Annotated in this window: 13 protein-coding genes; 2 read left to right on the forward strand and 11 right to left on the reverse strand. The window is 55.0% G+C overall.

Going from position 1 to position 14,158, the window contains the following annotated elements:
• Window positions 1–7: 7 nt before the first annotated feature.
• Genes ACTUJZ_RS14055 through ACTUJZ_RS14065 form a run of 3 tightly spaced genes read right to left on the reverse strand, consistent with a single transcriptional unit; the run spans window position 8 to window position 3,132 of the window.
• The gene (locus tag ACTUJZ_RS14055) at window positions 8–1,330 is read right to left on the reverse strand and encodes a mechanosensitive ion channel family protein (protein WP_463636965.1); all 1,323 of its coding nucleotides are present in this window, start codon (window positions 1,328–1,330) and stop codon (window positions 8–10) included.
• The gene (locus ACTUJZ_RS14060; protein ID WP_463636966.1) at window positions 1,331–2,224 is read right to left on the reverse strand and encodes an acyltransferase; all 894 of its coding nucleotides are present in this window, start codon (window positions 2,222–2,224) and stop codon (window positions 1,331–1,333) included.
• Window positions 2,221–3,132, reverse strand: coding sequence for an acyltransferase (locus ACTUJZ_RS14065; RefSeq protein ID WP_463636967.1), 912 nt, complete (start codon window positions 3,130–3,132; stop codon window positions 2,221–2,223). Before ACTUJZ_RS14065 ends, ACTUJZ_RS14060 begins: the two co-directional genes overlap by 4 nt.
• A gap of 106 nt (window positions 3,133–3,238) precedes the next feature.
• Here ACTUJZ_RS14065 and ACTUJZ_RS14070 point away from each other — a divergent pair, with 106 nt between their 5' ends.
• Both ACTUJZ_RS14070 and fghA read left to right on the forward strand, forming a co-directional pair.
• Window positions 3,239–4,384, forward strand: coding sequence for an S-(hydroxymethyl)glutathione dehydrogenase/class III alcohol dehydrogenase (locus ACTUJZ_RS14070; protein WP_463636968.1), 1,146 nt, complete (start codon window positions 3,239–3,241; stop codon window positions 4,382–4,384).
• Complete coding sequence (gene fghA / locus ACTUJZ_RS14075; protein WP_463636969.1) at window positions 4,381–5,223, forward strand: S-formylglutathione hydrolase; 843 nt, start codon at window positions 4,381–4,383, stop codon at window positions 5,221–5,223. Before ACTUJZ_RS14070 ends, fghA begins: the two co-directional genes overlap by 4 nt.
• A gap of 28 nt (window positions 5,224–5,251) precedes the next feature.
• Here fghA and ACTUJZ_RS14080 read toward each other — a convergent pair whose 3' ends face one another.
• The 8 genes from ACTUJZ_RS14080 to ACTUJZ_RS14115 form a co-directional block, all read right to left on the reverse strand.
• Complete coding sequence (locus ACTUJZ_RS14080; protein ID WP_463636970.1) at window positions 5,252–5,755, reverse strand: hypothetical protein; 504 nt, start codon at window positions 5,753–5,755, stop codon at window positions 5,252–5,254.
• 67 nt (window positions 5,756–5,822) lie between these two features.
• Window positions 5,823–6,776, reverse strand: coding sequence for a VWA domain-containing protein (locus tag ACTUJZ_RS14085; RefSeq protein WP_463636971.1), 954 nt, complete (start codon window positions 6,774–6,776; stop codon window positions 5,823–5,825).
• The gene (locus ACTUJZ_RS14090; protein ID WP_463636972.1) at window positions 6,776–7,795 is read right to left on the reverse strand and encodes a VWA domain-containing protein; all 1,020 of its coding nucleotides are present in this window, start codon (window positions 7,793–7,795) and stop codon (window positions 6,776–6,778) included. Before ACTUJZ_RS14090 ends, ACTUJZ_RS14085 begins: the two co-directional genes overlap by 1 nt.
• A 51-nt stretch (window positions 7,796–7,846) precedes the next feature.
• Window positions 7,847–8,617 (reverse strand): MotA/TolQ/ExbB proton channel family protein, encoded by a 771-nt coding sequence (locus ACTUJZ_RS14095; protein ID WP_463636973.1) that lies wholly within the window; start codon window positions 8,615–8,617, stop codon window positions 7,847–7,849.
• 144 nt (window positions 8,618–8,761) lie between these two features.
• On the reverse strand, window positions 8,762–10,747 hold the full coding sequence (locus ACTUJZ_RS14100; RefSeq protein WP_463636974.1) for a PEGA domain-containing protein: 1,986 nt from the start codon (window positions 10,745–10,747) through the stop codon (window positions 8,762–8,764).
• 27 nt (window positions 10,748–10,774) lie between these two features.
• Window positions 10,775–12,196, reverse strand: coding sequence for a hypothetical protein (locus tag ACTUJZ_RS14105; RefSeq protein WP_463636975.1), 1,422 nt, complete (start codon window positions 12,194–12,196; stop codon window positions 10,775–10,777).
• Window positions 12,197–12,211: 15 nt separating this feature from the next.
• Window positions 12,212–13,495, reverse strand: a complete 1,284-nt coding sequence (locus ACTUJZ_RS14110) for a hypothetical protein (protein ID WP_463636976.1) — start codon at window positions 13,493–13,495, stop codon at window positions 12,212–12,214.
• A gap of 24 nt (window positions 13,496–13,519) precedes the next feature.
• Window positions 13,520–14,032 (reverse strand): hypothetical protein, encoded by a 513-nt coding sequence (locus tag ACTUJZ_RS14115; protein WP_463636977.1) that lies wholly within the window; start codon window positions 14,030–14,032, stop codon window positions 13,520–13,522.
• Window positions 14,033–14,158 lie beyond the last annotated feature (126 nt).

Here is a 14,158-nt window from a genome sequence, read left to right on the forward strand (position 1 = left end):
TCAGAGATTACCGGTCTGTCTCAGCGGCTCCCGGCTGACTGGCTTCCGGCTGCAATTTTGCCGGTACTGCCCGCTCGGAGCTCCAGGCCAGTAAATGGCTGTCACGCTGGTAAGCGCGCAAATCAAAAATATCCAGCATGGCCATCACATGGTCAAAAATATCCGCCTGTACCGCTTCGTATTTTACCCAGGCTTTTTCGGTAGCAAAACAATACAACTCCAGCGGCAGACCCAGTTCATTGGGCGGCAACTGGCGAACCATCACCGGCATGGTCTGGTTGATGTCCGGGTGCTTAGCTAAATAAGCATTGAGGTAAGCCCGAAAGGTACCGATATTGGTCAGCTTACGGCTGTTCAGCAAATCGGTTTCATCAATGTTGGCATCTTTGTGAAAGGCGCGCAGCGCTTCCAGTTTTTCTTCGATATACGAGCTGATATGGCGGATCTTGCCAAACCGTTCCAGCATCTCAGGATCGCACAAGTGAATGGAATGAATATCGATATACACCGCCCGCTTGATACGCCGGCCGCCAGATTCCTGCATGCCGCGCCAGTTTTTCACCGCTTCATTGGTCAGCGAATAGGTCGGCAGGGTCGAAATGGTCATGTCCCAGTTTTGCACTTTGACATTGGTCAGGCCAATCTCGCGAATCTCACCATCCACTTCAAACTTAGTGATTTGGATCCAGTCGCCGTTTTTAAACATCCGGTTGGCGGCAATCTGTATTCCCGCCACAAAACCCAGGATGGTATCGCGAAAAATCAGCAACAACACGGCCGCCAGAGCGGTGACCCCCGACAATAACAACATGGGATTGCGCTCGACCAAAATCGAGATACACAGCAGCACCACTATGATGGTGAAAATCAGCTTAGCGACTTGCACAAAACCGGTGATGGGCGTGCGATTGCCCATGTACGAGGCGTTGTACATCTCTTCTAAGGTCGATAACACAGCAAAGATGGTCAGCAGCGCGATAAACATCATCAACAGCAGAGACACCTTAACCAGTACATTGTGCGCCCAGGTATCCGGCGGCAACAGCACCGGAGTGGCGAGGTAAATCACCAGCGCCGGCACCAGGTGAGTCAGGCGGCGAAAAAAGCCATGCGCAAGCAGCGCATCATCCCAGCCGCTGCGGGTGCGTTTAACCAGCCGACCGATGTATAGGCGGGTAATTACCCGTACCGGCAAATACACCACCACTGCTGCGATAGCGATGGCACACACCGCCAGCAAAATAAAAATGGCATCGTCTGAGCCTACGCCGGGCAGCAATTTTTGCACGGCGGCTAAAAACAGATCGCGGGCTGATTCGCTCACATCCATCTAATTCTCCAACATGGTTTTAATGCGCTGGTCTTTATCGCGCCACAATTGGTTCAGCCAATGCTGAAATTGCTGGCGAAACTGCTCATCCTGAAAATAATCTCCGCGCGCTTGTTCAGGCAATGCCAGGATATTGACATCAATGATGACCTGGCGCATCTGCCCGCTGAGCATAGCCATCATGGGGTGCGTGCGGTTTTGCGGGTACAGCAGTGAAATATCGAGAATATTGGTAAACAGATCACCCATGGTGGCCATGGTAAAGGCAATACCACCGGCTTTGGGCGGCAGTAAACTGGTGAAGTCGCCACCTTTGGTGGCATGTTTGGCCGGGGTAAAGCGGGTGCCTTCGACAAAATTAATCACAGTAGTGGGGGTCTGGGTGAAACGCTGACAATAGCGTTTGGTGGTTTCAATATCTTTACCGGCCAGATGCGGGTGCTTGGCCACAAAGGCACGTGAATAACGTTTCATAAACGGCATATCCAGCGCCCAGGCGCCTAAGCCCACAAAGGGCAACCAAATCAGCTCCTGCTTTAAAAAAAACTTGGGCGGCGGAATGCGTCCGGCAGCCAGTTCAATTAACAAGATGATATCCAGATAACTTAAATGGTTGGCAATGATCAGATACCAGCCATCCGGAGCCACCGGAGCGGAAAAGCGCCGCTTGATGGTGATGGGGTTAAACAGGTAAATCATGCCGACACTGCATTTGCCAAAGGCAAACAAGCAGGCGTGCATAATACTGGCCAGCCCGCGGCGGATAATCGCCACCGGTAATACCAGCTTGAACAGGCCAAAGCCTATAATGAGCGAGCCCCATAGGGCTAAATTGGCGATTTGCAGCGCGGTATGCAACACAAAAATAAACGGCGCAAACAACAATCTCATCATGCCACCTGACGATTGTTCATGGTGGCCAGCTTGGCATCTTTTTGGCTCCAGCGGGCATTTAGCCATTCCTGGAAGCGTGCGCGCTGTTCCGGATCAGAAAAATAGGTATCGCTGAAAAAGCCACCCTGCATGATCTCACAAATGGGGGTGACCATGATGTCCACCCGAATGTTATCTACCCGGCCACTGACAAAATCCCAAAAGGTGGGCACCCCGGACGGATAATCGATGGTCACATCAATGAGTTTGTGCAACTGATCGCCCATGGCTGAAAGCACAAAGGCGACGCCGCCGGCACGCGGTTTGAGTAAATGATTAAACGGGCTTTGCTGGGCATTGTGTTTGCCCGGGGTATACCGGGTGCCTTCCACAAAATTCATAATGGAGACCGGCTTAGATTTGAATTTTTCGCAGGCGCGCCGGGTGGTTTCCAGATCTTTGCCTTTCATGTGCGGGTTCTTGGCCAGGTAGGTTTTGCTGTAACGGCGCATAAACGGAAAGTCCAGCGCCCACCAGGCCAGGCCCAGAATCGGTACCCAAATCAGCTCTTTTTTCAAAAAAAACTTTAAAAACGGTATCTTGCGGTTGAATACCCGTTGTAGTACCAAGATATCTACCCAAGACTGATGATTGGCAATCACCAGATACCAATCTTTTCGGCTGAGCTGGTCCAGACCGTTCACTTGCCAGTGGGTATTGCTCAACAGCCGCTGATTGAGATTGTTGAGGCCAATCCACGCAGTGGCGCAGCTATCCAGTAATACGGTGATCAGTCGGCGCCAGGGGCTGAAGGGCACCAGTTTGCATACCGACAATAATAAAATTGGGGTGGCCCACAGTACGGTGTTCACAAAATACAGTGTTACCGAAATTGCCCCAAGTAAATGATGGCCAAGGGTTTTAAGCATGGCGTTTACCTCGTTTATTTGGCGCTTAGTGTAATCGAACTTGAACCAAAAGCCGATAGCCCCTTTACTGTTAATACACATTTGCCAACCAATACCGGAGATTTCAATGCAAGGTCAAACCATATCCTGTAAAGCCGCTGTCGCCTGGGCAGCCGGCGACCCCCTGACCATTGAGCAAGTCGACGTCGCGCCCCCCAAAGCGGGCGAAGTGCGTATCAAAGTACTGGCCAGTGGGGTGTGCCACACTGATGCATTTACCTTGTCCGGTGACGATCCTGAAGGGGTCTTTCCGGCCATCTTAGGCCACGAAGGCGGTGGCGTGGTGGAATCGGTGGGCGAGGGCGTCACCTCGGTGCAGCCCGGCGATCATGTGATCCCGCTGTACACCCCCGAATGCGGGGAATGTAAATTCTGCAAATCCGGCAAAACCAACCTGTGCGGAAAAATCCGCGAGACCCAGGGTAAGGGCCTGATGCCCGATGGCACCAGCCGGTTTAGCCAAAATGGCAAGCCCATTTACCATTATATGGGTACCTCAACCTTTGCCGAATACACGGTACTGCCAGAAATTTCGCTGGCCAAGGTAAACAAAGAAGCGCCACTGGAAGAAGTGTGCCTGTTGGGCTGCGGAGTGACCACCGGCATCGGTGCGGTGCTCAATACCGCAAAAGTCGAAGCCGGCGCCACCATTGCGGTGTTTGGCTTAGGCGGCATCGGTCTGTCGGCCATCATTGGCGCGACCATGGCCAAAGCGGGCCGGATTCTGGCCATCGATATCAATGAAGATAAATTCGAGCTGGCCAAACAGCTGGGCGCCACCGATGTGATCAATCCCAAAGATTATGACAAGCCCATCCAACAGGTGATTGTAGAGATGACCGACGGCGGCGTGGATTACTCGTTTGAGTGTATCGGCAATGTAGATGTGATGCGCTCAGCATTGGAATGCTGCCACAAAGGCTGGGGCGAGTCGGTGGTGATCGGGGTTGCCGGCGCAGGCCAGGAAATCTCAACCCGGCCGTTTCAGCTGGTCACCGGACGGGTGTGGCGCGGTTCGGCCTTCGGTGGCGTGAAAGGACGCTCTGAGCTACCGGGCATGGTCGAGCAGTATTTAAACGGTGAAATACCGCTGAAAACCTTTATTACTCACACCATGTCACTGGAAGAAATCAACGATGCGTTTGATTTGATGCATGAAGGCAAGAGTATCCGCAGCGTGGTGCATTTTGATGCTGCTAAGGCCAGTGCATGAAGTGCATAGCCAAAAATAAAGCTTTTGGCGGCCATCATGGCCGCTATACCCATACAAGTCAGACGGTTAACTGTGAAATGACCTTTGCGGTTTTTTTGCCGCCTTTTGCCAGCCAGGATAACCCGGTACCGGTGTTGTACTGGTTGTCGGGCCTAACCTGTACCGATGAAAACTTTATGCAAAAAGCCGGCGCCATGAAGTTGGCGGCTGAGCTGGGCATGGCCATCGTGGCACCGGATACCAGCCCGCGGGGGGATGATGTGCCTGATGATGCCGACGGTGCTTATGACATGGGTAAGGGGGCCGGCTTTTATGTCAATGCCACCCAGGCGCCCTGGGACACCCACTATCAGATGTATGACTACATCACTCAGGAGTTGCCGGCGCTGGTGGAAAAGGAATTTCCGGTTACCTCAGAACGGGCCATCAGTGGTCATTCCATGGGCGGCCATGGCGCGCTGGTTATTGGGTTGCGCGAGCCACAGCGGTATGTGTCGGTATCGGCATTTTCTCCGGTGTCCAACCCCAGTCAGTGCCCGTGGGGCAAAAAAGCCTTCAGCCAGTATTTAGGCGAGGATACCGAGCAGTGGGCGCAATATGATGCTGCGCGGCTGTTAGCCGCCAAACAACATTATGTGCCGCTGTTGGTAGAGCAGGGCCGTGCGGATCAGTTTTTAACTGAGCAGTTGCAGCCTGAAGCGCTGGTCAATGCGGCGCAGCAATCCGATACGCCGCTAACCCTGAATATGCATGAAGGGTATGACCACAGCTACTTTTTCATCGCGTCATTTATCGATGACCATCTGCAATTTCATGCCAATCATTTAGGCCTGATTTAGCCTTTCAGCATGGCTTAACCAAGCCGGCCTAATGGCCGGCTTTTTCAATGGAGCGGCTCAGTGCAATCCAGCCTGCACGGTGGCGGGCAATAGCCCGGGCAATCGGGCGGGCCAGGCTGGCAAAATGAAAGGTTTTGACCTTGGCCAGACGGTCCATGGAATAATCCTCCGGCAGGCCGGCGGCATGCAAAAAGCTGTGCTTGAGCGGGCCGTCATCGGCCTGGCGACGGGCAAAGGTGGGCGTCATCATCAAGCTATATGCCTTGAGGCTGACGGTTTGACTGGCACGGCGGACCCGCGCCACTGCCGCCACATTGATCAAAATCAAACACAACGCACCAAACACATTAGGCAGGGTGGCAATGGCACTGGTGGCCGGATACACACTGCGCTGCTGGGCGTACAACACATCAAAATTGGCATAGGTATGCGCTGCTACCGCTGCGGTGATCAGCATCGTGGCTATCACGCAGATCAGTAATGCCCGGTTGGCTTTTTCACGCTGCTCCAGAGCAGCTTCCAGTTCTGTCATAATCATTCACTCAACACTATGAACACTCTATGGTAACGGCTGGCGCCGGGTGACTTCAAATTACAAACTAAAAATACAAGCCCACAAAGGCGCCGCGGTTACGCTTAGCCACTGCCTGCATAAAGGCAGCAAACTGCTGGGCATTGCCATTTTTGGGCCGGTTGAAGCCGATGCCATGAATGCGCACCCGAGCTTTGCCATCGGCGCGGCGATTTTTTTGTGTGATCTGGCTGACCACCTGATCTAAGTCAGCCGGCCGATAATCATCGCCAAATACATACAGGCTGACAGTACCTTGGGTATTACCGTACAGATCCAGCGCTTCATTGATCCCTACTTCCGGGGCACTGGCGCCGCCGCGAAAGCCGGCTAAGCGAGAGATAGCACGGTCACGCATACTTTGGCTATCGCTGAGCCACTTGCCTTCCTGACCCGGGTACAAATGACTGCCATCGGCGGCCATAATTTGAAAGCCCTTCATTTGCGGGTGCGAGCGAATGATGTCTTTAACCACATCGGTGACTCGGTTCCAGCTAAACCCAGAAGACATTGAGCCGGAATTATCAATCACAAACACCACATAGTCGGCGTCGGTGGGGATGCCGCCCACCTCATCATCCGGCTTGGCCGATGGGGTGGCAGCCTTGAGCCGGGCGTTGGCCTGGCGGATCTGCTCGCGTAGCGATTTGGCTTTATCCTGTAGCTGCGCCAGGGTTTGCTGAGCGCGGGGAATGGAGGTTTGCAGATTTTGTTGTTGTTCGGTGACCGCTGCCGAGCGCGCCTGGGCGGCGGCCAGCTCGGCTTGTTTGGCTGCCACCTGGCCGGACAGGCTTTCAACCGCGGCCTGCGCCTGCAGTACTTCCTTAATCATCACTGACACATCGGCCGGGCCGCGCTCGCTATCCTGCTCGCCATTTTTAGCCAGCAGCACCAACATTACCACTGCGCCAAATGCACAGGAAATAATGTCCAGAAACGATAAGTTGAACACTTCGATAGGGGGGCGCTTAATTCGTCGCATCAGGGCCACTCCGGTGCCGGCGACAAGAAGGTGCCGTTATTGCTGTTGGTCCAGCTCCAGTACAATGACGGAGCGTACGGGTCGCCTTCGATGGGCAGCAGGATGACATTGACAGTGACGCCGCGGGGGCCACGTTTGACCGTTTCTAAAAACAACAGCTGGCGGCACTCTGACGAGATGGATTTACTTTTTTTGATATAGCCGGTGCATTTGCGCGGTAAGCCATCGCCCAGGGTTGGCAGGCCATCGGTGATCACATACAAGTCAGTCAGGTTGGGATTAGCCGCCATCATGGCCTCTAAGCCTTTTTGCAAGTTGGTGCCGCCGCCGGGCACCACGCTCGCCAGATCGGTGACGATACGTTGCAAAGAACCGCTGGCCACGGTGTTAACCGCGCGCTGCCCCAGTACCTGGGTGTCTTCGGAAAAGGCCAGCATGGCCACCTTACTGGCTTGCGGCAGGCGGGCCAGTAACCATTTGGCTACCCGCACGGTGCGCTGCCACTTGGCCGAGGCTTGTTTTTGCCCATCCGTCAGGGCCAGTTTGCCCAGTACATCCAGCAGATTATCGCCCATCATAGAAGCGCTTTTATCCACTAAGATACCGATGTGGGCGCCTTCTACTTTGAGCCCGGTGATATAATTTTGCTCACCACTGCCGGCCAGCGCAATATTGGCATCGGGCGTGGGGATTTTGGCCACAGCAGCCAACTGCTTTTCCAGGTCAGCCACCACGGCCAGTTGAGTGGAAATATCCTGCAGCACTTTTTGTTGAGCTGAAGTGGTTTCGGCTTTGCCTTGTTGCGCATCCTGTTGGGTGGCGGCTTCTTGCGCCAGCTGCCGGGTAAGGCTGTCCAGCGACTGCTGTAATTGTTGCTGCGCCTGTTCGGCTGCCGCCAGTTCGGCTTCCAGCATGTTTTGTTCTGCCGCCGGGGTATCGGTAAATGCCTGAAAATCGATGAGAATAAAAATCAGGATCACCGCACCCAGCCCACAGGCCATCACGTCTAAAAAAGACATGCTAAAACCGTCTTCGGTGCGCCGTAGTCGTTTCATCAGGTAGGCAGGCGCTTAATGATGCAGGTGCGACAGCAGATGCTTTTCGCAGGATTCCTGAGTGCGCAGCACCATGGCATCCTGGCGGGCATTGAGCAGATGCATAAAAAACATCAGGATCAACGAGATAAACAGCGCCACCAGGGTCGAGTTAAACGCTACCCCCAGTGAAGCGGTCATGCCCGAGATATCGCCGGCCAGCGCCGCATCGGCCTGGGCCAGCGCCTGGCCAATCCCGCGCACCGTGCCTACAAAGCCGATGGAGGGAATGGCCCAGATGATATAGCGGATCATGTTGTTGCCACTTTCCAGCTGGGCTGCCAGGTTGTCCACCGACGACTCGATGGCATCGGCAGCGTGTTGCACATTGTGGGTATTGCGAAAGCGGCGGATGCAGTTAATCCAGGTGGCCATGGCCGGGTTTTCGCTGTACGAGGAGGCATTGAGTTCGCTTAAGGCTTCGTCCACATCCAGTGGCTGGCTCTTGTCATGCTCGTTTAAAAAGTCTCGGGTGTATAAGGGCTCTTCATCCACCAGGCGCCACAGCTTGAAGCCCATCAAAAAGATGCAAAAAAACATCAGCGACAAACAGATCTGTTGTTCTAAATCTTTCAGGATCACCCACAACGACATCAGTGACGCTGTACCCTGGCTGGCGATCACCGCTTCGGCAGCCGGGCGCACCACGCCGGCATAAAACAGATGGACCAGGGTAAAACAGGTCAGCAACACCAGGGTGCTGACCACCAGTTTGGGGTTCATTGAGGCATCGTTATTTTTTGTCATGAGGCGTTGTTCGGTTACCGGTTAAATATTGACAGGAAAATCCTGCGGCGCATCCAGCGACACAAAATAGGCGGTGGCGGCGCCGGTCAGCGCCAGTAATACAACAAGCAATAGCAGCTTTTTTTTCATCAGACTCTCCACACATCACTGATCGTATCGGGCGATACGAAAACCAATGTCATCCTGCGGCTCGGCTTCCCCGGTGCGCATGCCGGCGCGAATTCGCTTAAGCCGGCCAGTTTTAAATGAGGCGCCTTTTACCACATGGCTGGCGCTGGGCGCACTGCCGGTATAGTCGGTGTGCGTCTGGCTCAAATCCGGCGGTACTACAGTATAAAAATCGTGGACCCATTCCCGCACATTGCCGTCTAAATCGTAAAAGCCGCCGCGGTCAGCTTTAAAGCTGCCCACCGGTGCTTTATCGGCAAAGCCGTCTTCGTATTTGTCCAGCACAAAGGTTTGCTGGCCTTTGCGCGCGCTGTCGGCAAAATTACCCTGTTTGGGCTGCAGGCGATCCTGGCTGCCCCACACATAAGTGGTGGTCTGCGCCCGGCGGTACTGGCGCGCAACATATTCCCATTCGGCCTCAGTGGGCAGACGGTAACCGCGGGAGGCGGGGTTAAAGCCACGCAACCGACCTTGCTGAATAATATAAAACGGCGCCAGGCCCTCCTGAACACTCAGCCAGTTGGTAAACTCGGCCGCCTGTAGCCAGCTGATGCCTGTCACCGGTTGCTTGGTACCGCCTTGCTTGCCCTGAAACCGGGCAAACTGGGCTTCGGTTATCTCATGCCTGGACACCCAGACTGCGCGGGTAAACTCCACCTTGATTTGATGTTCGTTGCGCTGCCGGCCGGCTTCGTTCGGCGGTGAGCCCATGGTAAAGGCCTCAGGCTTCAGGCGGATGAGTTGGATCCCTAAGGTTTCAGCAAATAACGGCTTACCTTCGGCGCGGCGCGCATCAAACTCGGTGAGCAAAGTGGCATTGACGCTGCGCGTTTGGTCGGGTGAAGGGGTAACCTTGCGCGAGACCGTGCGATAGCCTTCTTTTTGCACTTCGATGACATGGGGCAGCGCCTGCAGCTGGGTGGTTAGCGGGGTGCTGCCGGCGGGTTTGCCATCAATCAGCACGGTGGCTGGCAGGTTCGCGGTGACAGTGACCTGGCCGGTTACCGGGCTTAAGGCAAATTCGAGGCTGTCCTGGCCACCCGGGGCCAGGGTTACTGTCTGGGTTGCCGTTGCATAGCCCGGTGCCTGGTAGGTCAGGGTATGGCGGCGGTTGGCTTCCACACTTAAGGTGCCGGCCTGAACCGGTTTGCTGTTTAAGGTCAAAATGCCGCCCACCGGCTGCACCGACACGGTCAGCGCCGCCTGTTCGGGTGCCAGTTGATAGTTGCGTTGCGGCGTTTTGTTGCTGGCAGTGATCTCAATGGTGTCGCGCAATTGTGCAAAACCGGCATGCTGAATTTCAATGTTATAAGTGCCGCCAGGGCGCGCCACCGTCAGTGGCGTGGTGCCGGCCTGCTGGCCATTGATATGCACTGTGGCACCGGCCGGGGTGGAGGCGATTTGCAGACTGCCTTGCACCGGCGTCATCGGCAGGCTACGGGAAATAGTCTCGGCGATCTCGGTTTGCAACGTCAACTGGGCGGGTTCATAGGCCGGGTGCTGGGCGCTGATGGTATGCTGCCCGGCGGGCAGGGCTAGACTCACGCTATCGCCCGTACTATGGGGGGCGCCGTTGACCGACCATTGCACATCGGCAATCTGTGGTTCGGGCGTGACAGTGACCTGTGCCGGTAACGGTTGCAGGGTAATGGTTTGGGTACTGGCTGAAGATGTATCCAGCGTGACATTGGCCGGCTGGTATTTATCGGCGCCTACTTGCACATCTACCGGTAAACCCAGCACATACAACTTGTTATCGATAAACAGGCCGCTGCCGGATTGCACGGAAAACCTGGCGCTGGCTGCTGCCTGGCTCGGATTAACAGTGAAGGTAAAGCCCTGGATCACAAACAGCCAGGCCAGATAGCTGACCAGTAGGACAGTCAGCAATACCGCACTGGCGATGACCACCAGACGATTTTTACTCTTATCAGATTCGATGGATGCATCGATACGGCTCAATGTAGCACTCCTTTACAACGTGTTGCCTTAAACCTGCTCGTCACACACCAGTGACACCACCAGGTCGGTCTGGCCAGCCGGCACTTCCACCGACACAATCTTTGACCGGTAGCCTTCTCGGCTTCCTTCAAACTGATAGGTGCCGGGTTTTAATGAGATTTGTTTTTCATCGACGGTGCCGACAATGCCCACTCCTAACACCCGGATATGGGTGCGGGTATCGGAGCGCACTGTTACCGGAACCGGGGCATTGTACTTATCAATGGCCTGCTCCAACTGATCTACTTGAGCCTGCAGCGACGGGCTTAGATGCGTGATGCTGTGAGTCTGGCTGATGGCGTTGACCGCTTTTTGGCGAATGTTGGCATCGGCCAGCCGATCAGGGCGCTGCAGATAACCGGTGAGTTGCTGGTGACTGGCCAGGATCCGGTCGCTGTTGCGCAGCGCATTTTGCAGCACCTCACTGGCCGGGTAAGCTGCCAGCCCTTTACCAGCCAGCAGTTTAACAGTTTGCCACTCGTCGGCCTGCGCGAAGGTAGTGACCTGTTGTTCGGTTTTAGCCAGCCCCTGGGCAGCCTGGGCCTGTTCAATCTGGCGACGCAGGGCGCTAAGTTCAGCACGTTGTGGGAACAGGCTGGCGGCTTCGGCGGCCAAACTGCTGGCCTGGGCCAACCGGCCTTGTTCCATGGCGTTGATAGCCTGAGCCAGCGCGCGGCTAAACGCGGCCTCTTTGCGCTGTGTTTGCAACGCCGTTAGCTGGTCTCGCGCAGCCGGCTGGGCCGGGTCCAGGTCCAGCAGTTGGGTCAATGCAGCGATTTGTTTATCCGGGTTGTTTTCCACTTTGGCGATGCGGGCTGCTTCATACAAGCGGGCCACCTTTGGGTACGCCGCGATGCGTGGTGCCAGCGCCAGGGCCGGCGCATAATCGCTGCGAATGGCCAGCGCACGGTGATTGTGGGCTTGGGCATTGTGCATATCTTGTTGTACAAAGGCAGCTTTGGCCGCCGCAAAGGCTTGTTCGTAGGCTTTTGTATAGTCTTGTTCAAAGCCATCCAGGTCACTATGCAACCTGCGCACAGCTTGCTGCGCCTTGGCGTAGTCGCTGTGGCTGTAAGCCCGAAACGCGGCATCACGATCGGCCTGCAGGCTGGCCAGGCGCGCGGGCTGCCAACCTGCCTGGTCGGCGTTTTGTTCAATCGCCTGCAACCATTGCTCGGCGTCATTGAGCTGCTGTTGCAACTGTTGCCGGCCGGCTTCACCCAGCACTGGCACCTTGGCGGTGGCGGGTGTTGCGGGTGCTGGCGGCGCGGCGGGGCCGGAAAAGTGAGGCACCAGCCAGATTGCTGCTACGGCTACCACCGCCAGCACCCCCGCACTGGCCAACAGTTTAACGATTCTGGCCTGGCGGGCCTGTTTGGCTTGGGCGATGGATTTATCCAGCTCGGTCACCGGCCTGGCTCCTGTTTATAGCTGTTGATCAGGGGTGGCTTCCAGCTGATAAATTTCGTACAGGCGCTGGCGAAGCTGCGCGTGCTGTTCGGTGGCAGTACCACTAAGCTCGATGTTCTGGTCATTAAACTCCACCACTTTTGGGGTCACTTTGATGTCCAGGTTTTCGCCTTTTTCTTCTAAGATATCGCGCACTGCATGCAGCTCTTTGTTGGTTTTCACTGCATCGACCAGCGACACTGCAGCGGCTACACCGGCTACCGCCGCGCCCACCTGGCCAGCGGTGGAGCCTGAGTTTTTACCCAGCAGCACAGCCGCTACTAAGCCAATGCCGGCAATGGCTTGGGCTTTAGTGCGTTCTTCTTTTTTACGTCGGATATCGGCGGCCAGCGGCAAGGTCTCGCGCTGATAGGTGCGATACTCTTCATGGGTTTCGGCATAAAAGGTTTCGTAGCTATCCTGCAGCGAGTCCACAAATTGATGATCTTTGGCCTGGATACGCTGGATGCGCTGGAACATAGGGTCCTGGGTCGACGGTGCGCCGGTCAGCTCAAAATGGGCTTGTGAGGAACCCCAGCTTTTTTTCTGTTCCAGGTAGGGGCCAAATGCCTCAGGCGAATACATTGCTGCGTAGCGCAGGTCGGCTATCTGTTCGATCTTGCGCTTTTCGCTTTCGGATTTTTTCATCAGTACGTCATAAACATGGGCAGCGATATTGTCAAAAATCGGCGCATATGGATTGCCATCTTTACGCAGCGCATCGCGATAAAAGCCTTCGCTGACCTGGTATTCAAATTCCTCTTCGCTCCAGATCTTATTGCTGGCATCCATGATGCGCACGCCAATCTCCACAATTTCGGTATCGGAATGATTGATCTTGCCCAGAATATAGACATCGGCACTGGCATTGGCATCCGGCGTCACATTGATAGAGCCAAAAGCATTAGTTTTTTCCAGCGCTTTTTTGGTATTGATGGCAAACCGGTTGGCTTCTAAGCGGCGCACCTGAGGCCAAATATCCTGCTCAACCACTTCTTCATCATCAATATGGCCGTACTTGTCTTTGGGGATACCCGGGTCGAAAACCGGAATAGCCACATCCAGATAAATATTGGAGGTGTAGGCATATTTTCGCTTATCGTTGCCGAGTGCTTTACCCGATGCCGGCCCGCCAATACTGGGGCCCACACTGGTCACCCTGGTTTGGGTACTGCTACAGCCGGCCAGAACCAGAGTGGCGGTAGCCAGTGCGATCCCTGCCTTAACGGAAAGTCCTTTCACAAATGTTGTTAGTTTCACCGGTATATCCTCATTGTGATCTGGTTAACTGCATCCATACTCTGTCTGCAACGCTTCAAAATGTTGTTTTTCGGCATCAGTGGTGGCCGAAGCCAGGCCTTGATTCACCGCATCGCACACTGCCGAACTGCCGGGGCCGCTCTGGCCGCCCTGGTGCGTTTTCGACGGATCGGCGGCTGCCTGTTGCTGGCTTTGTTGCTGGGTTTGTTCTTGGGCTTGGGCAGTTTGTGCCTCGGTGGGATCAGCACTGCCATTACCCTGACCAGCACTACCGCTGGCACCGCTTTGTGCTAAGCGCCCGGCACTAACCGACACCGCCTCATCCATGCATTGTTCGCTGGCGTTCAGGCTTTTTTCAAAGTCGGCATCCATGGCGGCTAACTGCTCGGCGCGGGTCATATGGGAGCTATCGATCTGTTCAAATTCGATATAGGCACAGTCACTGTAATACACCGGCCCCCGATCACCGCCGACCGTGGGCGAACTGATATTGAGAAGGAAGAGCCCTGTTACAGCGATAGATACTTGCTTCAACATAATAATTCCCTACTTCGATAAGATGAACATGCAGCGACACAGGTCAGATACCAGTAGAGTGTGCCACAGCAGCTTAACCTGACCTGAATGAAAGGTCAGGCATGTGGTGTTATCCATTATTGCAAG

Source organism: Alteromonas sp. WD8-37 (assembly GCF_055326825.1).